The 18207-nt window shown below is 71.8% G+C and carries 20 protein-coding genes; 7 read left to right on the top strand and 13 right to left on the bottom strand.

What is annotated here, in order from left to right:
- The first annotated feature begins 50 nt into the window (after positions 1-50).
- Positions 51-2051, top strand: coding sequence for an ATP-dependent DNA helicase (locus tag ACWDX9_RS11430; RefSeq protein WP_363965617.1), 2001 nt, complete (start codon positions 51-53; stop codon positions 2049-2051).
- 269 nt (positions 2052-2320) lie between these two features.
- Here the strand turns inward: ACWDX9_RS11430 and ACWDX9_RS11425 are convergent, their stop codons facing one another.
- The 8 genes from ACWDX9_RS11425 to ACWDX9_RS11390 form a co-directional block, all read right to left on the bottom strand.
- Entirely contained in the window at positions 2321-3073 is a 753-nt protein-coding gene (locus ACWDX9_RS11425) for an SGNH/GDSL hydrolase family protein (RefSeq protein ID WP_449951921.1), read from the bottom strand.
- The gene (gene aroQ / locus ACWDX9_RS11420; RefSeq protein ID WP_350722486.1) at positions 3070-3504 is read right to left on the bottom strand and encodes a type II 3-dehydroquinate dehydratase; all 435 of its coding nucleotides are present in this window, start codon (positions 3502-3504) and stop codon (positions 3070-3072) included. Before aroQ ends, ACWDX9_RS11425 begins: the two co-directional genes overlap by 4 nt.
- Positions 3501-4571 carry a 3-dehydroquinate synthase gene (aroB, locus tag ACWDX9_RS11415; protein WP_449951916.1) on the bottom strand — a complete coding sequence of 357 codons (1071 nt, stop codon included), beginning with the start codon at positions 4569-4571 and terminating at the stop codon, positions 3501-3503. Before aroB ends, aroQ begins: the two co-directional genes overlap by 4 nt.
- Positions 4568-5068, bottom strand: coding sequence for a shikimate kinase (locus ACWDX9_RS11410; RefSeq protein ID WP_350722490.1), 501 nt, complete (start codon positions 5066-5068; stop codon positions 4568-4570). The genes aroB and ACWDX9_RS11410 overlap by 4 nt, the downstream gene beginning before the upstream one ends.
- On the bottom strand, positions 5065-6246 hold the full coding sequence (aroC, locus tag ACWDX9_RS11405; protein ID WP_350722492.1) for a chorismate synthase: 1182 nt from the start codon (positions 6244-6246) through the stop codon (positions 5065-5067). The genes ACWDX9_RS11410 and aroC overlap by 4 nt, the downstream gene beginning before the upstream one ends.
- Positions 6247-6289: 43 nt before the next feature.
- A complete protein-coding gene (locus tag ACWDX9_RS11400; RefSeq protein ID WP_449951914.1) occupies positions 6290-6892 on the bottom strand; it encodes a prepilin peptidase in 603 nt (200 codons plus the stop codon).
- Between the two features lie 237 nt (positions 6893-7129).
- A complete protein-coding gene (locus tag ACWDX9_RS11395) occupies positions 7130-7660 on the bottom strand; it encodes an SseB family protein (protein ID WP_449951911.1) in 531 nt (176 codons plus the stop codon).
- 76 nt (positions 7661-7736) lie between these two features.
- Positions 7737-8075 carry a PadR family transcriptional regulator gene (locus tag ACWDX9_RS11390; RefSeq protein WP_449951907.1) on the bottom strand — a complete coding sequence of 113 codons (339 nt, stop codon included), beginning with the start codon at positions 8073-8075 and terminating at the stop codon, positions 7737-7739.
- 134 nt (positions 8076-8209) lie between these two features.
- Between ACWDX9_RS11390 and ACWDX9_RS11385 the strand changes: the two genes are divergently transcribed.
- Positions 8210-8596 (top strand): hypothetical protein, encoded by a 387-nt coding sequence (locus ACWDX9_RS11385; protein ID WP_449951904.1) that lies wholly within the window; start codon positions 8210-8212, stop codon positions 8594-8596.
- A gap of 71 nt (positions 8597-8667) precedes the next feature.
- Here the strand turns inward: ACWDX9_RS11385 and bar are convergent, their stop codons facing one another.
- Positions 8668-9759, bottom strand: a complete 1092-nt coding sequence (bar, locus tag ACWDX9_RS11380) for a barbiturase (protein WP_449951901.1) — start codon at positions 9757-9759, stop codon at positions 8668-8670.
- Between the two features lie 169 nt (positions 9760-9928).
- On the opposite strand from bar, the gene ACWDX9_RS11375 reads away from it, so the two are divergent.
- The 3 genes from ACWDX9_RS11375 (at position 9929) to ACWDX9_RS11365 (ending at position 12966) form a co-directional block, all read left to right on the top strand.
- Positions 9929-10597, top strand: a complete 669-nt coding sequence (locus ACWDX9_RS11375; RefSeq protein WP_449951898.1) for an alpha/beta fold hydrolase — start codon at positions 9929-9931, stop codon at positions 10595-10597.
- Positions 10598-10701: 104 nt separating this feature from the next.
- The gene (locus ACWDX9_RS11370) at positions 10702-11817 is read left to right on the top strand and encodes an FUSC family protein (protein WP_449951895.1); all 1116 of its coding nucleotides are present in this window, start codon (positions 10702-10704) and stop codon (positions 11815-11817) included.
- 51 nt (positions 11818-11868) lie between these two features.
- Positions 11869-12966 carry an FUSC family protein gene (locus ACWDX9_RS11365; protein ID WP_449951892.1) on the top strand — a complete coding sequence of 366 codons (1098 nt, stop codon included), beginning with the start codon at positions 11869-11871 and terminating at the stop codon, positions 12964-12966.
- Between the two features lie 18 nt (positions 12967-12984).
- Here ACWDX9_RS11365 and ACWDX9_RS11360 read toward each other — a convergent pair whose 3' ends face one another.
- The 3 genes from ACWDX9_RS11360 to ACWDX9_RS11350 form a co-directional block, all read right to left on the bottom strand.
- Positions 12985-13365 (bottom strand): type II toxin-antitoxin system death-on-curing family toxin, encoded by a 381-nt coding sequence (locus ACWDX9_RS11360; RefSeq protein ID WP_449951889.1) that lies wholly within the window; start codon positions 13363-13365, stop codon positions 12985-12987.
- Positions 13362-13565 (bottom strand): CopG family transcriptional regulator, encoded by a 204-nt coding sequence (locus tag ACWDX9_RS11355; RefSeq protein WP_449951887.1) that lies wholly within the window; start codon positions 13563-13565, stop codon positions 13362-13364. The genes ACWDX9_RS11360 and ACWDX9_RS11355 overlap by 4 nt, the downstream gene beginning before the upstream one ends.
- 92 nt (positions 13566-13657) lie before the next feature.
- Positions 13658-14674, bottom strand: coding sequence for an aldo/keto reductase (locus ACWDX9_RS11350; protein WP_449951884.1), 1017 nt, complete (start codon positions 14672-14674; stop codon positions 13658-13660).
- Between the two features lie 90 nt (positions 14675-14764).
- Here ACWDX9_RS11350 and ACWDX9_RS11345 point away from each other — a divergent pair, with 90 nt between their 5' ends.
- The gene (locus tag ACWDX9_RS11345; protein ID WP_355195186.1) at positions 14765-15313 is read left to right on the top strand and encodes a TetR/AcrR family transcriptional regulator; all 549 of its coding nucleotides are present in this window, start codon (positions 14765-14767) and stop codon (positions 15311-15313) included.
- Positions 15314-15319: 6 nt separating this feature from the next.
- Here the strand turns inward: ACWDX9_RS11345 and ACWDX9_RS11340 are convergent, their stop codons facing one another.
- Positions 15320-16486, bottom strand: coding sequence for a pyridoxal phosphate-dependent aminotransferase (locus ACWDX9_RS11340; protein WP_449951881.1), 1167 nt, complete (start codon positions 16484-16486; stop codon positions 15320-15322).
- 135 nt (positions 16487-16621) lie between these two features.
- Here ACWDX9_RS11340 and ACWDX9_RS11335 point away from each other — a divergent pair.
- Positions 16622-18207: alpha/beta hydrolase (locus ACWDX9_RS11335; protein WP_449951878.1), on the top strand; the 1586-nt coding region annotated here is incomplete at its 3' end.

Raw genomic sequence — 18207 nt, 5'->3', positions numbered from 1 at the left:
GCCGGGATGCATCTGGCCGATCACACCGCGTTCGGCACGGCGACCCTGGAATGCGGGTAGCGTTTACTGCCGTGCCGGACTCCCATCTCCCGTCTGCGGACGAACTACTCATGGTCGCGGTAAACGCTCTCGGAGGGAGCGAACGGCAGGGCCAGCTGACCATGGTCCAGGCCGTGCAACAGGCCATCGACGGTGAGGAACACCTGGCGGTCCAGGCCGGCACGGGCACCGGGAAGTCGCTGGCGTACCTGGTGCCGTCGATCCGCCACGCGATGGACAGCGACTCGCCCGTCGTGGTCTCCACGGCCACGATCGCGCTGCAGCGCCAGCTCGTCGACCGCGACCTGCCCCGGCTGGCCGAGACGCTGGGCAAGGAGCTGCCGCACGAGCCGACGTTCGCGATCCTGAAGGGCCGCCGCAACTACCTGTGCCGCTACAAGGCGACGGCGGGCTGGCCCGAGGAGGACGAGCAGGACCAGCTCTTCGACCCCCGCGAGGTGAGCGCGACCGGCCGCATGGTGCAGCGCATCCAGGAGTGGGCCGACGAGACCGAGACCGGCGACCGCGACGAGCTCGTGCCCGGGGTGAGCGAGCAGGCGTGGCGGCAGTTCTCCGTGAGCGCGCAGGAGTGCCTCGGTGCCAGCCGCTGCCCGAGCGGGGCCGAGTGCTTCGCCGAGATGGCCAGGGCGCGGGCGGGCGAGGTGGACGTCGTGGTGACCAACCACGCGCTGCTGGCCATCGACGCCATGGGCGACCTGCCGGTGCTGCCCGAACACGAGGTCGTGGTCGTTGACGAGGCCCACGAGCTGGTCGACCGGGTGACCTCGGTGGTGACCGGCGAGCTGTCGGAGCTGACCGTGGCGCTGGCGGTGCGGCGGGTGGGCAGGCTGATCGAGCAGGCGATCGCCGACCAGCTCATGGAGGCGGGCGAAGACCTCAAGGCGCTGCTGGCCGCCGCGCCGCCCGGGCGCATCGACGAGCTGCCGCAGGTGCTCGGCCTGACGCTGGCGCTGGTGCGCGACTCGGCCGCGCGCTGCGTCACGGCCATGGGGCCGCGCGGCGCCGACAAGGACGACCCCGACAAGGCGGGGCAGCGCAAGGCCGCGTTCTCGGTGCTGGACGAGGTGCACGACACGGCGGTGCGCATGCTGGAGGCGTACGGCCACGCCTCGGAGTCCGACCGCGCCGAGGTGGTCTGGCTCGACGGGGGCACCGACCGGCGCCCGCCCACGCTGCGGGTCGCGCCGCTGACGGTGAGCGGCATGCTGCGCGACAAGCTGTTCGGCGAGCGCACCGTGATCCTCACCTCCGCCACCCTGGCCCTGGGCGGCACGTTCGACGCGCTGGCCGCGCAGTGGGGGCTCGGCGACGGCAAGGGCTGGCAGGGCATCGACGTCGGCTCGCCGTTCGACCACCCCCGCGCGGGCATCCTGTACGTCGCCAAGCACCTCCCCCAGCCCGGCCGCGACGGGCTGCCGCAGCAGTACCTGGACGAGATCGTCGAGCTGATCGAGGCGGCCGGGGGGCGCACGCTGGGCCTGTTCTCCTCGATGCGCGCCGCCAAGGCCGCCACGGAGGCGCTGCGCGAGCGGCTGGACGTGCCGCTGCTGTGCCAGGGGGACGACTCGACGATGCTGCTGGTCAAGCAGTTCGCCGAGGACGAGCCCACGTGCCTGTTCGGCACGCTGTCGCTGTGGCAGGGCGTGGACGTGCCGGGGCCCTCGCTGCGGCTGGTCATCATCGACCGGGTGCCGTTCCCGCGCCCGGACGACCCGCTGACGTCGGCCCGGCAGCGCCACGTGGCGGCCAGGGGCGGCAACGGCTTCATGGCGGTCGCGGCCAACCACGCCGCCCTCCTCCTCGCCCAGGGCGCCGGCCGCCTCCTGCGCGCCCAGGACGACAAGGGCGTCATCGCCGTCCTGGACCCGCGGCTGGCCACGGCCCGCTACAGCGGCTTCCTGCTGGGCTCCCTGCCCCCGTTCTGGCGCACCACCGACCCGGCCATCCCCCGCGCGGCGCTGAAGCGCCTCGCGTCCGAATCCCCCACCTGACCTGCCCCGCCCGCCTGAACGCGGGCGGCGGGAACGGGGGAAGCCCGGAGCCGGTCCGGCTTTTCGGCACCCAGCCGGTCAAACGTGCGCACCGTGACGGCGCTCAGCCGGTGAAGGGTCAGCGGCCGTTTCCTGGAAGGCCCTGCTCATGGTCGCGCTCGCACGAGGCTCCGCTGGTCACGCAAGCTGCCGCTCTCCGCCCCAGGCTCGCCGCTCCGTCAGCCAAAGTGCGGCGGGTGGCCTGCCCGTGCCCAGCCGTAAAAAGAAAACTAGAAAGCAGTAAGGTCAGGACGCTTGGGAGAGAGCCCGTCGCCGGAGGAGACGCCGCGCAGGCGGCGGGACATCCAGGGGACGAGGTGCTCGCGGATCCATTGGGCGTCCTCGCGCCGCCGCGCCCGGGGGTCGACCGTGCGGGACGGCCAGTCCTTGCGCCAGTCCTCGAACGGCACCCCCAGCACGTCGAGCACCCGCGCCGCCACCAGCCGGTGCCCGTCCTCGTTCATGTGCAGCCGGTCCGCGCTCCACGCCCGCCAGTCGCGCAGCCCCTGCATCGACCACTGATCCACCAGCCGGCACCCGTAGAGGTCGGCGATGGAGCGCACGTGCAGGTAGAAGACCGCGAAGCGGCCGCGCAGGCGCCGCATCAGCGGCGTGTCGCGCGGGTCCACCCCCGTGAACAGCAGCACGTCCGAGCCCCCGGCCCGCAGCTCGCGCACGGCGCGGGCGAGCTTCTTGGCCATCACGTCGGGGTCGGTGCCCGGCCTGAGCAGGTCGTTGCCCCCGGCGCAGAGGCTGACCAGGTCGGGGGCCATCTCGACGGCCACCGGCACCTGCTCGGCGACGATCTGGTCGAGCAGCTTCCCGCGCACGGCCAGGTTGGCGTAGCGGAAGCCGGGTTCGTCGGCGGCGAGCCGTTCGGCCACCCGGTCGGCCCAGCCACGGTAGTGACCGTTCTGGCCGGGGTCGTTCAGTCCTTCCGTGAAGCTGTCGCCGAGGGCGACGAAGGACTTGTAGTGCCTCATGAGGTGGTGTTCATCTCCGCGATAGCGTGCAGCGCAAGGACGTATGACTGTAGTCCGAAGCCCGCGATGGTGCCCGTCGCCACCCCGGCCACGACGGAGTTGTGGCGAAACTCTTCCCTGGTGGCCGGGTTGGAGATGTGAACCTCGACGAGCGGTGCCGTACGCATGGCGATCGCGTCGCGCAGGGCGTAGGAGTAGTGGGTGAAGGCGGCCGGGTTGAGCACGACCGGGATGCGGCCGTCGGCGGCCTCGTGGATCCAGCCGATCAGCTCGGCCTCGTCGTTGGTCTGGCGCACCTCGACGTGCTCGCCGAGCTTCCTGCCGGTGTCGCGGCAGAGCGTGGCGAGGTCCTCGAACGTCTCGGCCCCGTAGATGTCGGGCTCGCGGGTGCCGAGCCTGCCCAGGTTGGGCCCGTTGAGCACGAGGATCATGCGGAGATCTCCTTGTAGGCGGCTTCGAGCAGCTCTTCCGAGGGGCCTTCGAGCCGGCCCGGCTCGGCCAGGCCGTCGAGCACGACGAACCGCTGCTTGGCGCCGCGGTTCTTCTTGTCCAGCCGCATGTGGTCGCGCAGGGACTTCCAGGCGTCGGCGCGGTAGGCGGTGGGCAGGCCGACGCTCGTGAGGATGGATCTGGTGCGTTCGACCAGGTCGGCGCGGCCGGCGAGCTTCGACAGCTCGGCGGCGTAGACCATGCCGATGGCGACGGCCTCGCCGTGGCGGATGGCGTAGTGCTCCTCGCGTTCGATGGCGTGGGCGAGGGTGTGGCCGTAGTTGAGGATCTCGCGCAGGCCGGCCTCGCGCAGGTCGGCGCCCACGACGTCGGCCTTGACCTGGATCTTGCGCTCGATCAGCTCGCGGGTGTGGGGGCCGTCGGGCCTCGTGGCGGCCTCCGGGTCGGCCTCGACCAGCCTGAGGATCTCCGGGTCGGCGATGAACCCGCCCTTGATGATCTCGGCCAGGCCGGCCACGTAGTCGCGCCTCGGCATGCTCGCCAGCGTGGACAGCTCGCACAGCACCCCGGCGGGCGGCAGGAACGTGCCCACGAGGTTCTTGCCCTCGGGCGTGTCGATGCCGTTCTTGCCGCCGACGGCCGCGTCGACCATGGCGAGCAGCGTCGTGGGCACGAGCACGACCTGTACGCCGCGCAGCCACGTGCCCGCCACAAACCCGGCCAGGTCGGTCGTCGCGCCCCCGCCCACGCCCACCACGGCGTCGGAACGGGTCACGCCGCTGCGGCCGAGCGCCGACCAGAGCCCGGCGGCCACCTCCACGGTCTTGGCCGCCTCGCCGTCGGGCACGGGCAGCTCGACGACCTCGTAGCCGGCCTCGCGCAGCACCTCGCCGACCGGGCCCGAGATCTCCGGCAGGGTCTCCGGGTGGATGACGGCGACCGTGCGCACGCCGGGCTTGAGCAGCGTGGTCAGCTCGGCCAGCACCCCGGTGCCGACCACCACGTCGTACGGGCTGTCACCGCGTACGTTGATCCTCGTGGCACTCATGCGGGCAGCCCCTTGATGATCTCGTCGGCGAGCTCCTCAGGCTCCCGCTTGTCCGTGACCACGGTCGCCACCGCCAGCCGCTCGTAGACCGGCCGCCGCTCCTCCATCAGCTTCTTCAGCTGGCTGCGCGGGTTGAGCACGAGCAGCGGCCGGGCCGAGGCGAGCCCCACCCGCTGGACCGCGTCCGCCAGCCCCACCTGCAGGTAGACGACGTGGTGGCCCGCCAGCAGCGCCTGCGTCTCCTCGTTGAGCACGGCACCGCCGCCGAGCGACAGGATCCCGTCGTGCTCGGCCAGGGCGCGGCGCACGGCCTCGTGCTCCAGCTCGCGGAAGCGAGCCTCGCCGTCCTCGACGAAGATGTCGGAGACGGGCTTGCCGGCGACGGCCTCCACGTCGGCGTCGGTGTCGCGGAAGCCGACGCCGAGCCGCTCGGCGAGCAACTGCCCGAGCGTCGTCTTACCGGACCCGGGGGGACCGATCAATACAACCCTGCTCATTTGATCACCATTGAAGACAGGTAGCCGGACAGGTTGCGGGCGACCTCCTCGACGGAGTCGCCACCGAACTTCTCGAGGGCCGCGTCGGCCAGCACCAGCGCGACCATGGCCTCGGCCACGATGCCGGCGGCCGGCACGGCGCACACGTCGGAGCGCTCGTGGTGAGCCTTGGCCGCCTCACCGGTCTTGACGTCGATCGTGGCCAGCGCCCTGGGGACGGTGGAGATCGGCTTCATGGCGGCGCTGACACGCAGGATCTCGCCGTTCGTCATGCCGCCCTCGACGCCGCCCGCGCGGTTGGTGATGCGGCGCACGCCGTCTTCGGCGGTGTATTCGATCTCGTCGTGGGCCTGGGAGCCGGGCCTGCGCGCGGTCTCGAAGCCGTCACCGACCGCCACGCCCTTGATCGCCTGGATGCCCATGAGCGCGCCCGCGAGCCTGGAGTCGAGCCTGCGGTCCCAGTGGGTGTAGCTGCCCAGGCCGGGCGGCAGGCCGTACGCGAGGACCTCGACGACGCCGCCGAGCGTGTCGCCGTCCTTGTGGGCCTTGTCGATCACGGCGATCATGGCCGCGCTGCCCTCGGCGTCGGAGCAGCGCACCGGGTCCTCGTCGATCCTGGCCAGCTCGCCGGGGCCGGGCAGGGTTTCCGCCGGGCTCTTCGCGCCGCCGATCTCGGTGACGTGGCTGACGATGTCGACGCCCAGCGCCTGCTTGAGGAAGCGCCTGGCGACCTCGCCGAGCGCGACGCGGGCGGCCGTCTCGCGGGCGCTGGCCCGGTCGAGCACCTGCCTGGCGTCGTCGAACCCGTACTTCTGCATGCCCGCGAGGTCGGCGTGGCCGGGACGCGGCCGGGACCGGGGCGCGTTGCGCGCGAGGCCCTCCAGCTCGGCCGGGTCGACCGGGTCGGCCGCCATGACCTTCTCCCACTTGGGCCACTCGGTGTTTCCGATCCGGATCGCGACCGGGCTCCCCATCGTGCGGCCGTGGCGGACGCCGCCCACGATCGTCACCTGGTCCTGCTCGAACTTCATCCGGGCACCCCGGCCATAACCGAGCCTGCGGCGGCGCAGGGCCTCGTCGATGGCGGCCGTGGTCACCTCCACCCCGGCCGGCAGGCCTTCGAGGATGGCGACGAGTTCGGGGCCGTGGGACTCTCCGGCGGTCAACCAGCGCAACATGCGTACAAGTCTTCCATGTGCTGCCTAGTGAGATGTCCCGCGTTCACCAGCCGAGACAGAGTGTCGTGAACGCGCCCAGCAGCATGAACGGCCCGAACGGGAACTGGGTGTGCCTCGTCCCGCGCCTGGACAGCAGGAGCGCCAGGCCGTAGAGGGCGCCGAGCAGCTGGCCGCCGAAGGCCGCGACGATCCACGCCTGCCAGCTCAGCGCCGCGGCGGCCATCCCGATGAGCCCGGCCAGCTTGACGTCCCCCAGCCCCATCGCCTCCGGCCTGATGAACCAGAGCAGCCCGTACAGGGCCGTCAGCGCCACCCCGCCGGCCAGCGCCCTGGGCAGCTCTCCCGTCGGCGCCAGGGCCAGGGCCATGATCGGGTACGCCGGGAGCGTGATCGCGTCGGGCAGCAGGCTGGTACGCCAGTCGACGACCGCCAGCGCGGTGCCGATGAGGGCGAAAGGCACGTACGGCAGCCCGAACCGCCAGGCGACCAGCGCGGCCACGGCGGCGGTCACCAGCTCGACGCCCGGGCCGGGTCGCTGGATCACCGCGCCCAGGTCGTAGTGGACCGGGCCCTCGTCGTAGGAGTCGGCCAGCCCGCGGATGTGGCGTCCGCAGATCAGCCCGGCGAGCGCCATGAGTGCGACCACGAGCCGACCTTAATGCGCCGCCCCGCCCACGCGGGGCCGTATCCATCCACCTGCTACGGCTTTGCCGCATGCCCATCAACCCTCCGCAGGCGGACGACACGCGCCCGGCCATCGGCCCTCAGCGGGCGGACGACCCGTGCCCGGCACGGCAGACGCCATCGGCCCGCCTCGGCCGGACTGACCCCACGCCCGGCACGGCTCCGCCGATCGGCGGTCGGCCCCGCGGGGCGTACGTCATCAGCCCTTTCTGGAGAACCACCGGCGGCGCCGGACGGGCTCCACCTTGGCGACGGCCACACCGTCGAGCCGATCGACCGTCCCCGACTCGACGGCCGCCAGCGCCTCCAGCACCGCCCCCTCGATCACGAACTGCACCGGCCCCGCCACGTCCACCACGACCGCCGCCGCCTTCTCCTGCACCGCAGCCCGGCACACCTGCAACGCCGTGGCCTGGATCGGCCGGGCGTCGGGCCGCCATCGGGCCAGCGCCTGGCTGCCGGTGAACGCGAGCACCGCCTCCCTGCCGTCCGCCCCGACGAGCTTGGGCAGCGCCATCTCGCTCTCCTTCTCCTGCCGCAGCCCGTGCGCGCCGACCTCGCTCTCGGTCAGCAGCGCCACGACGGGCACCAGCAGCCTGGCCCCGCTGAGGGCGTTCAGCACGTCGGCGGCGTCGGCGGTGCCCGCCTGATAGGAGGCCAGGGCGGCGGCCACGGCGGGCGCGGCGCCGCCGTCGTCGTCGGGATCGAGAGGTCGCGGGATGCTCGGCACAGCCCCCGAGACTACCCGCGCCCGCCCCTGCCCCCGCAGCCTGCCCCGGAGCGTAGCGGGAGGTCGAACGAGGCGTTCACGACCCGTCGCCTTCGGCCGGGCCCGGGCGGTTCAGCCAGCCGGGCACCTGCTGCCTGCGCGCCCGGTACGCCCGCGCGACGGCGTCACGCGCCTGTTCCGCGCCGTCCGGGGTGATCCGGTAGTAGCGGCGGCGCGGACGGCCCTCCGCGACGTGCGTCTCCGGTTCCTCCCACCGGCTCTCCACCCAGCCGATGTGCTCCAGTCTGGCCAGGATCGGGTAGACCGTCCCGCTCGGCAGCTCCGTCAGCGCGCAAACCTCAAGCCCGGAGCACTCGGTCCCGGGGCCGCGAAGAAGAGCTCGGAGGACCGCCTGGGTCGGCATGGTCATCCGCATGCTTCCCTCCATACCTCGTACCCGGCCGGTGAACGCGGTTTCGGCCGTACCGCCCCCTTGGCGTACCGCCCCCTTGGCGTACCGCCACACGGCAGACTGGCGTCACATGCAGAACAGGCGCCACACGCAAAGCGGTGATCCGATTATTGAGCCGCTTGCAATGGATTATCGGGGCCGGCGCCGTCCTGATCGCACTGCTCATCGTGGCGAGCAACCTGAGGGGGCCGGCGCTCTGGGTGGCGATCACTGCCGGGATCGCGGCAATACCTGTCATAATCCCGTTCTTCCGCCCCGAGGGCGGCATGTCGGCGGCGCGCACCAAGCTCGTCGAGTCATTTCCGCAGCAGCCCGCGTCCCTTCCCACCGTGACATTGGGCGAGGCCACCACCCGGCTGGCCACCGGAAGTGAACACTCGAGGCGGAGCGCGCTCGCGACCCAGGCACGTGTACGAGGCCAAGGTGGACCGGTGGCCCGGTGGACCGAGGAATGGCTCGCGCTCACCGCCCTCCCCTGGCCCTGAGCGCGAGCTCCCGCCCCTGCCCTGAGCCCGGGTCCCCCCGGCCCTGCCCCGACCCCCAGGCCCCTGGGCGTCTATCCCAGGTCGGCGATGGCCGCCACCGGGCCGCCGCCCGAGGGACCCTGGTGCACGGCCGCCACCGAGACGAACACCGCCGGGTCGCCCGTGACCGAGGCCGCCACCCCGCCCACCGTCGCCTTGATCTGCCGGTGCCAGTGCACGTCCGAATCGTCCAGCATGATGTTGCGCCGTCCGCGAACCCGGCCCGACGGGTCGGCCTCGCACTTCATGAACACGTTCACCAGCCGCCCCCCGAGGTCCGACGGGTGCGGGCGCTCCGGCAGCGACAGCCCCGAGTCCCTGATGGCCTCCCAGATGCCGTCGGCGTCCAGGGCGTCCTTCATGACGCTGTGGCCGACGCGGTATCGGCCGCCGATCCCGCGTACGTTCCCCACCAGCACGATCTGCGCCCGGTCCAGCTCCACCCCGGACGAGCACGAGGCCACGGACGAGTACAGCGACAGGTCCTTGTGGATCTGGTCGGCGCTCGGCATGTCGATCTCGCCGAGGGCGACGGCGATGCCGAGGGCGGTGGTCGAGTTGGACAGGTCCATGGAGGGGCCGGTCTCCTCGATGGCGGTGTCCTGGCCGCGGCTCTTGGCGTCGGTGATGGTGGCCAGGGTGAGCAGCGGCGTCTTGGTCTGTACGTAGTGGACGTCGCGCGGGTCGTCGATGCCGGCGATCTTCATGGCCTCGCGTACGCCCGCCGCGACCTTCTCCACCATGGCGGGCCTGCCGATGTCCTCGGGCAGGATCACCTCGCTCATCGCCACGCCCACCGACAGCCGCGGCTCGTCGGACGGGGGCGCGTCGGCCGTGGTGGCGAAGATGGTGGCGTGCGGGCTGAGCACGCCGTCCGTGCCGCCCGACCACACCAGCGGCACGCTCTCCGGCGCCGGATGCCCGTGCTCCGCCAGCACCTCGCGGAAGGCCCGGTCGGCCAGGATGCGCGTGTAGTCGTTCACGCCGCCGTTGCCCTCGGTCTTGCCGACGACGGCGAGCACCCGGCGCGCCTCGATCACCCCGTCGGCGATGAGCCGGGCGAGACCGGAGGCGTCGGTGACGCTCTCGATCGGCACCTTGCGTACTTCAATCGGGTCCGGCATATGACGCCCCTTCTCCGTTACCGGTCCTCCCCGCCCTCGCGACGCTATCCGAGCCGGTCAGCGGGGTTCATGGTCAATGTCTGCCCATGAAGCCCGCCGACGATGTCAAGGTGCGCTCAGCGCCACAGGCCGGGGGGCACGCCGGACGCCGGGCGGTATGGTCGCCGGTGTGATTCGCGAAGCACACGTCAACGGGATCAAGCTCGTGTACCGGGAGGAAGGCGACCCCACCGCTCCCCCGCTCCTGCTCATCCACGGCCGGACCGCCAACCACAACGACTGGAACGGCATCACCCAGCACTTCGCGGCGCGCTACCACGTCATCGCCCCCGACCTGCGCGGGCACGGGGTCAGCGACTACCAGGGCCCGTACGAGGTGCCGGAGATGGCCGAGGACGTCGTCGCGCTGCTCGACCACCTGGGCATCGGGCGCGCCACGCTGGTCGGGCACTCGCTCGGAGGCGTGGTGGTGTACCACGCGGCCATGAACCACCCGGACCGGGTCGAGCGGCTCGTGCTCGAGGACGCGCCGCCGCCGCTCCCCTTCAAGAACCGTCCGCCGATCGTCGAGGACGATTCGACCGGGTTCGACTGGCGCATGATGCACGACACGGAACGGCAGCTGACCGGCCCCGATCCCGCCTGGCTGGAGGGGCTCGGCACGATCACGGCGCCGACGCTGGTGTTGAGCGGCGGGGAGCGGAGCCCCGTCGGCGCCGGGGAGGTGGCGGCGCGGATCCCGGGGGCGCGGCTGGTCACGATCGACGTCGGGCACCTGATCCACACCACGGCCCGCAGCCGGTTCCTGCAGGCGGTGGACACCTTTCTGGACGGCTGACGGGCCGCAGCTCATCACGCCGTAACCCCGGTGTCACGTATGCACGGCAGGGTAGGGGCGTGGTTGACATGCACGTACATCAGCGTCTGGGCAGACTGAGGCTGATGGCCCCCACGATCGGCCAGTGCGCGATCGGAGCCGCGATCGCCTGGCTCGTGGCCAAGAATCTGCTGGGCCACAGCCGCCCGTTCTTCGCGCCCATCGCCGTCGTGGTCTGCATCGGCGTGGCGCTGGGCCAGCGGCTGCGGCGGGTGGTTGAGCTGGTCGTCGGGGTCACCCTCGGCGTCGGCGTCGGCGACCTGCTGGTGTCGCGGATCGGTTTGGGCGCCTGGCAGATCGCGCTGGTGGTGGCGCTGGCCATGGCCGTGGCGGTGCTGCTCGACAGCGGTTCGCTGATCGTCCTCCAGGCGGGCTCCTCGGCCGTGCTCGTCGCCACGCTCCTGCCGCCGAGCGGCAGCGGCGGGTTCGACAGGATGGTCGACGCCCTGGTCGGCGGGCTCATGGGGCTCGCGGCCGTCGCCCTGCTGCCCACCAGCCCGGCGGCGCTGGCGAGGAGGCACGCGAAGGGGACGTTCGGCGCGCTGGCCGACGCGTTGCGGCAGATCGCCGAGGCCATCGAGAACCGCGACGCGCGCGTGGCCGCCGACGCGCTGGAGGAGGCGCGCGGCAGCCACAAGAACGTGGAGGAGTTCAGGCAGGCGCTGGAGACGAGCAAGGAGATCGCCACCATCTCGCCGCTCCACCGCCACCGCCGCCCCTTCCTGGACGGGTACGAGCAAGCGGCCGTGCCACTCGATCACGCGCTCAGAAACGCCAGGGTGCTGGCCAGGCGGGCCATCGTGGCACTCGACGGCCCCGGCGCCCTCCCGCCCCGGCTGCCGGACGAGCTGCGCGACCTGGCCGACGCGACACTCATGCTGCGGGACGACCTCGCCGCCGGTCGCTCGCCGGAAAGGGCGCGCCGGGCGATCCTGTCGGTGGCCTCGCGGCAGGGCGCGGAGCGGTGGGGCTTCTCGGCGGACGTGATGACCGCCCAGCTCAGGTCCATCATCGTGGACCTCCTCCAGGCGACCGGCATCGATCGGGACGAGGCGGTCGCGACCCTGCCGCCGCTGGACGTCCACCCCGACGAGCCATCAACCGACTCGCCCGACCCCGGCGCGGAGAGCGATCCCCCAAGCTCCGAAAAATCCCCACAACGCCCGACGAAAAGGACGTAGCTGGGGCAAACGTGACCTCAATGTCATATAGATCCGCCTTAAGGTAGAGGGGTGCGAACCAGGCTCAGCGATCATGTGAAGGAACGACTGGGCACGTTCGGCCTCATGGCCCCCTCCATCGCGCAGTGCGCGGTGGGCGCCGCACTGGCCTGGATCATCGCCATGGAGCTGCTCGGCCACCCCCGCCCGTTCTTCGCGCCGATCTCGGTGCTGATCTGCGTGGGCGTCGGGCTGGGGCAGCGGCTGCGCAGGGTGGCCGAGCTGGTGATCGGCGTCAGCCTCGGGGTGGGCGTCGGCGACCTGCTGGTGTCCTGGATCGGCTCGGGCGCCTGGCAGATCGCGCTCGTGGTGGCGCTGGCGATGGCCGTCGCGGTGCTGCTGAACAGCGGGGCGCTGTTCGTCGCGCAGGCCGGGTCGTCGGCCGTGCTGGTGGCCACCCTGGTGCCCGGCGACGGGGCCGGCGGGCTGGACCGGATGGCCGACGCGCTCACCGGGGGCATCGTCGGGGTCATGGCGGTCGCGCTGCTGCCCGCCAGCCCGTTCACGATCGCGGCCAAGCACCTGTCCGGGGTGCTCGACGCGCTGTCCACGGTGCTGGAACGAGCGGCGGAGGCGATCGAGAAGCGGGACGTGGAGCTGGCGGCGGAGGCGCTGGAGGAGGCGCGGAACACGCAGGAGGCGGTGGCGGAGTTCGAGCACGCGCTGGAGACCGCCAAGGAGATCACGATGCTCTCGCCGCTGCACTGGCACCGGAAGGCCAGGCTGGCGCGCTACGAGACGGCCGCCGTGCCGGTGGATCTGGCGCTGCGGAACGCCCGGGTGCTGAGCAGGCGCACCCTCGCCTCGCTCGGGGAGGCCAGCCCGCCGCCCACCTCCCTGGCCGAGGCCCTGCGCGAGGTCTCGGAGGCGGCGCTGCTGCTGCAACTGGAGCTCGGGGCCGGCCGGGAGCCGACGCTGGCGCGCCAGGCGCTGCTGGCGGTGGCGGCCCGGGAACGGCCCGACGGGCTCGGCTTCTCGGCGCACGTGATCATCGCGCAGCTGCGTTCGGTGGTCGTGGACCTGCTGCAGGCGACCGGGATGGAGCACGAGGCGGCCACGGACACGCTCACCCCGTTGGACGAGCCCCACGACGAGACCAGCCGCCGCTGACCCGGGGCGGGCCGTCGGTCAGGGCCGGGTCGTGAACGTGCGCAGGACGTCGGCGATCTCATCGACCTCGGTGAGCTTGCCGGCCGCGACGGCGACGACGAAGTCATAGGCATCGTCGTCGGCCGGATCGAGCTCGATCCCGTTCTTCGCGAGAAAGACATACATCGTCAGCCAACCCGCTCGTTTGCTGCCATCCACGAGAGGGCGGTTGGTGACGATCGAATGGAGCAGGGCCGCGGCTTTCACGAACGGATCGGGATAGGCGTCCTGGCCGAACAGGGAAGTCGCCGGCCGGAGCAGCGCCGCCTCCAGAAGCCCGAGGTCACGCACCTGGATGGCGCCGCCCACGGCAGCGCGGGCAATGCGCAGCCCCTGCTCGAGGGTGACGTAACGGGTCACTCCCCCAGCCTCCGCAACAGATCGGCGAAGCGCCGGGCGCCCTTCTCCGCGAGCGCGTCGGTGAGCTCGTCGTCGGAGACGTGCTCGAGGTAATAGTCGATCGCGCGCAGAGCCACCTGCTGCATGCTGCGCCCCTCGAACTCGGCGCGCTCGCGGAGGGCCTCGGTCTGCTCGTCGGTCAGGCGAAGGGTCATAGCCATGCCCTCATCGTAGGTCGAGGGCGGTATCACAGCGATACCACGACAGTCAGTTTACCATTCGCTACTCTCCGTTTGACTTGAACGCGGGAGGCTCAGCGGGGGACGAGGTGGAAGAACGAGCCGTCCATGGGGCCGAGGTCGTGGTGGGAGATCTCGTCCAGCCGGGCCGCCGCCTCCTCCGGGAGGTCGAGGTCGAACGCCGCCAGGTTCTCCCGCAGCTGCTCCACCGATCGCGGGCCGATCAGCACCGAGGTCACCCCGGGCCGCCGCGCCACCCAGGCCAGGGCCACCGCCGCCGGTGCGGCGCCGAGTTCGGCCGCGACCTTGACGAGTTCGTCGGCGATGTCCAGATTGCGGTCGTTGAGCAGCGAGCGGGCCCAACGGTTCGCGCCGGGGAGGGAGTGGCCGAGCAGCCTGCCCATGCGGCTGTCGGGGTCGGGGGCCTCGCCGTGCCGGTAGCGGCCGGTCAGCACGCCGCCGCCGAGCGTCCCGTACACGACGGCGCCGATCCCGTGCCGCTCGCACGCCGGCAGGATCTCCGCCTCGATCACCCGCTGGATGAGCGAGTACTGCGGCTGCAGGCTCACGAACGGCGTGCCACCCACGCGGGCGGCGGCCCACTGCGACTCGACGAGCTGGGTCGCGGTGAAGTTGGAGCAGCCGAGGTAGCGGACCTTGCCCGCCCTGACGAACCCGTCCAGCGTGGCCATCGTCTCCTCGATCGGCGTCGCCGGGTCCCACTGGTGGCACTGGTAGAGGTCCACATAGTCGGTGCCGAGCCGGCGCAGGCTGGCGTCGAGGGCTCTGGTGAGGTGGCGCCGCGACAGGCCGCGCCCCTCCGTACCCACCGGCATGGCGCCCTTGGTGGCCAGCACGACCCACTCGCGCCTGCCCTTCAGCGCGCGGCCGACGATCTCCTCGGTCTCGCCTCGGTGGTACAGGTCGGCGGTGTCGATGAAGTTGCCGCCCGCGTCGAGGAACGCGTCGATGATCCGGCCCGCCTCGGTCTCGTCGCTGGCGGCCAGGCCGTACTCGGTGCCGAAGTTCATGGTGCCCAGGCAGGCCCTGGAGACGCGCAGGCCGGAACGGCCGAGATTCAGGTAGTCCAAGGGAATCCCCCTAGAATCGGAATGGTTGTTCCGGATGTTGACCATACGGAACAACGGTTCCGGTTGTCAACGAGGGAGGGGCTCTCTGTGATGCGTGCGGACGCGCGACGCAATCGCGCCCGGGTGCTGGAGGCCGCCGAAGTGGTGCTGGCCAGGGACGGGCTGTCCGCGTCGATGCGCGAGATCGCCTCGCTGGCCGGGGTGGGGGTGGGGACGATCTACCGCCAGTTCCCCACCAAGGAGGACCTCTACCAGGCGATCGTCGTCGACCGGATGGCGCGGCTGGCCGCGCTGGCCGACGAGCTGGCCACGGCCCCGGACGCCGGGGAGGCGTTCTTCGAGTACTTCACGATGATCGTGGAGGATTCGACCGTCAAGAAGGTGCTCGTGGACGCCCTGGCGGCGGCGGGGATCGACGCCAAGGCCGGGATGCCGGACATCCGGGGGGCCATCGAGACGCTGCTGGTGCGGGCGCAGGGCGCCGGGGCGGTGCGGGGGGATGTGGGGATGGCGGAGTTGCTGGCGTTGTTGAGCGCCACGTGTCTGGCCGCGCAGCACAACGGGTGGGACGAGGGCCTGCGGACGAGGACCCTCGCCATCGTCTTCGACGGCCTCCGCCCCTCGCCACCGACCCGATGACTCCCGTTAGATGGAGAGGCGTTTGAGGCGGGTCACGGCCTCGTCGATGACCTCGTCCTTCTTGCAGAACGCGAACCGGACGAAGTGCCGCCCCCGATCGGCGTGGTCGTAGAAGACCTGGGTCGGGATGGCCACCACGCCGGCCAGGTCCGGGAGGCGGCGGGTGAGTTCGAGGCCGTCGGTGAAGCCCAGGGGGCGGATGTCGGTCTGGACGAAGTACGTGCCGGAGGGCCGCAGGACGGAGAAGCCGGCGGCCGCGAGGCCCTCCATGAGGCGGTCGCGCTTGTCCTGGAGACCGGCGCGCAGCGCGGACACCCACTCGAGCTCGTGCCGCAGCCCGTACGCCACCGCCATCTGCCACGGCGCGCTCGACGTGAACGTGAGGAACTGCTTGACCGTCTGCACCGCCGTGACCAGGGCGGGAGGGGCGCAGATCCAGCCGGTCTTCCAGCCGGTGACCGAGAACGTCTTGCCCGCGGACGAGATCATCACCGTGCGCTCGCGCATGCCGGGCAGCGTGGCCAGCGGGATGTGCTCGACCCCGTCGAACGTCAGGTGCTCGTACACCTCGTCGGTCACCGCGATCAGCCCGCGCTCCTGGCAGAGCTCGGCGATGACCTCGAGCTCGGCGCGGGTGAAGACGGTGCCGGTGGGGTTGTGCGGCGAGTTGACGAGGATGACGCGGGTGCGCGGGGTGACGGCGGCGCGCAGCTCGTCGGGGTCGAACGTGAAGCGCCCGTCCACCGGGCGCATCGTGACGGCGACCAGGCGGGCCTGGGCGAGCGCGATCGAGGCCGCGTACGAGTCGTAGTACGGCTCGAAGGCGATCACCTCGTCCCCCGGCTCGCAGAGCGCGAGCACCGCCGACGCGACGGCCTCGGTGGCCCCCACCGTGACCAGGATCTCGCCCGCCGGATCGTAGGAGAGGTCGTAGTGGGCGGAGCGGTGTTCCGAGATCGCCCGGCGCAGCTCCAGGACCCCAGGACCCGGCGGGTACTGGTTGGCGCCCGAGGTGATCGCCTGGACCGCGCGGTCGAGCATGGCCGCGGGCCCGTCGGTGTCGGGGAAGCCCTGGCCGAGGTTGATGGATCCGGTCTCGGCGGCGAGCGCGCTCATCTCCGCGAAAATCGTCGTGCCGAAGGCGCGCATCCTGGCAACAAGTGGTTCGGTCACGGCACTTAGGCTATGCCCGGCGGGAAAGCCGCCCGTCATTCCGCCCCCTGATGTCGCGAAGGGCATGGGCGGTTCGCCGCGCCTTGTCGGTAGTCTCGTCCCGTGATCATTCGGGTCGTGCTAGCCCTCGCTTTGATGACGCCCCCCGTCATGACCCCGTCGGACGCCGGCCCGAGCGCCTGCCCGGTCGCCATGCCACCCCGTACGACGTGCGGTTTTCTCGAGGTCCCCGAGCGCAGGGACGCGCCGGAGCGGAAGATCAAGGTGGGGTACGCGGTCCACGCCTCCACCGCCAAGGACCGCAAGCCGGACCCCGTGGTGTACATGAGCGGGGGACCGGGGTCGGCGTCCATGCAGCTGACGGGGTTCCTGAGCCAGATGTTCCCCGATCGCGACGTGGTGACGATCGAGCAGCGCGGCAGCAAGTACTCCGAGCCGGTCCTGGGGTGCCCCGAGACGGCCGAGGCGCTGCTCGGGCAGCTCAGGCGGCCCCCCGCCGACGTCGGCGCGGCGGCCGTCCGCTGCCGCAAGAGGCTCCAGGAGCAGGGCGTCGACCTGCGCGGCTACAACACGAAGGAGATCGCGGCCGACGTGGTCGCGTTACGGGAGAAGCTCGGGTACGACTCCTGGAACCTGTTCGGCGTCAGCTACTCCACCAGGGTCATGATGGACGTGGCCGCCGTGGACCCCAAGGGCGTGCGGTCGGTGGTGCTGGACTCGTACCTGCCGGAGAGCGTCAACTGGTACGACGACGCCGACCGCAACCTGGCCGACACGGCGGCGCGGCTGAACATGAAGGACGCGTTCGAGGCCATGACGGCCCGGCTGAACGCCACGCCCGCGCAGGTGACGACGACCGACCCGCTGCTCGGCAAGGCGTTCGAGGCGCGGATCAGCGGTGACGACGTGGCCACGATCATGGCGGAGGCGCTGCACGAGGCGGACTTCGCGGCGGTCGCGCCCGCCATGGTCGGCGCGCTCGCGAAGGGCCATGACGAGCTGCTGCGGGCGCTGGCCGACGCGGTGGGCGAGGGGCTGGTGTCGCACGAGTTCGGGCTGTATCACGCGGTGCAGTGCCAGGACGAGGTCCCGTTCAACACATACACCACCAAATCCCGACTTTTCACCGTAAATGGGGACAAGGCGGTGTGTGATGCGTGGCAGCTCCCCAAGTCCAAGCCCGTCAACGCCACCACCAAGGCCCCCGTGTACGTGGTGGGCGGCCAGTACGACCCCACCACCCCCACCAGGACCACCAGGCCCGCGGCCGAGGCCCTCCCCGGTGCCCGCTTCGAGGAGTTCCCCCGCGCCTCCCACGCCGTCTTCCTGACCAGCCCCTGCGCCCGCCGCAAGATCGTGGAGTTCCTCGACGCACCGGCCGGCGGCACGGCCTCGCCGTGCGTCGACGACGCCGCCGGGCAGCCGGGCGACCTGCACGTGACCGCCGCCCCGTACCAGATCTCGAAGTCGCCCTGGCTGGCCGCGCCCTTCGCGCTGTTCGCCCTCGTCTGTCTGATCCAGCTGGTCGCGGGCGCGCTGAGGGGCCGGGCGCTGGCGGCGTTCGGCGGGCTGGCCGGCGTGGCCTTCGCCGGGCTGGTCGGGCAATCGGTGTACGCCCTGGTCACCCGGAACGAGACCGCGCTCGCCGTCGGCGTGCCCGGCACGGCCGTCCTCTACACCTGGATCGCCGCGGCCTCGGCCGCGCTGACCGCCGCCGCGCT

This window comes from Nonomuraea sp. NPDC003201 (assembly GCF_053590415.1).
Note: the sequence above shows the minus strand (reverse complement) of the source record. Positions and strands in the feature narration are given on the sequence as shown.

What these genes read in the sequence shown, in the direction of transcription:
- ACWDX9_RS11430 (WP_363965617.1), top strand. Translation starts at nt 51, where the DNA reads ATGCGGGTAGCGTTTACTGCCGTGCCGGACTCCCATCTCCCGTCTGCG.
- ACWDX9_RS11355 (WP_449951887.1), bottom strand. Translation starts at nt 13,565, where the DNA reads ATGGCTATGACCCTTCGCCTGACCGACGAGCAGACCGAGGCCCTCCGC.
- aroC (WP_350722492.1), bottom strand. Translation starts at nt 6,246, where the DNA reads ATGTTGCGCTGGTTGACCGCCGGAGAGTCCCACGGCCCCGAACTCGTC.
- bar (WP_449951901.1), bottom strand. Translation starts at nt 9,759, where the DNA reads ATGCCGGACCCGATTGAAGTACGCAAGGTGCCGATCGAGAGCGTCACC.
- ACWDX9_RS11345 (WP_355195186.1), top strand. Translation starts at nt 14,765, where the DNA reads ATGCGTGCGGACGCGCGACGCAATCGCGCCCGGGTGCTGGAGGCCGCC.
- ACWDX9_RS11410 (WP_350722490.1), bottom strand. Translation starts at nt 5,068, where the DNA reads ATGAGCAGGGTTGTATTGATCGGTCCCCCCGGGTCCGGTAAGACGACG.
- aroQ (WP_350722486.1), bottom strand. Translation starts at nt 3,504, where the DNA reads ATGATCCTCGTGCTCAACGGGCCCAACCTGGGCAGGCTCGGCACCCGC.
- ACWDX9_RS11370 (WP_449951895.1), top strand. Translation starts at nt 10,702, where the DNA reads ATGGCCCCCACGATCGGCCAGTGCGCGATCGGAGCCGCGATCGCCTGG.
- ACWDX9_RS11390 (WP_449951907.1), bottom strand. Translation starts at nt 8,075, where the DNA reads ATGCGGATGACCATGCCGACCCAGGCGGTCCTCCGAGCTCTTCTTCGC.
- ACWDX9_RS11425 (WP_449951921.1), bottom strand. Translation starts at nt 3,073, where the DNA reads ATGAGGCACTACAAGTCCTTCGTCGCCCTCGGCGACAGCTTCACGGAA.
- aroB (WP_449951916.1), bottom strand. Translation starts at nt 4,571, where the DNA reads ATGAGTGCCACGAGGATCAACGTACGCGGTGACAGCCCGTACGACGTG.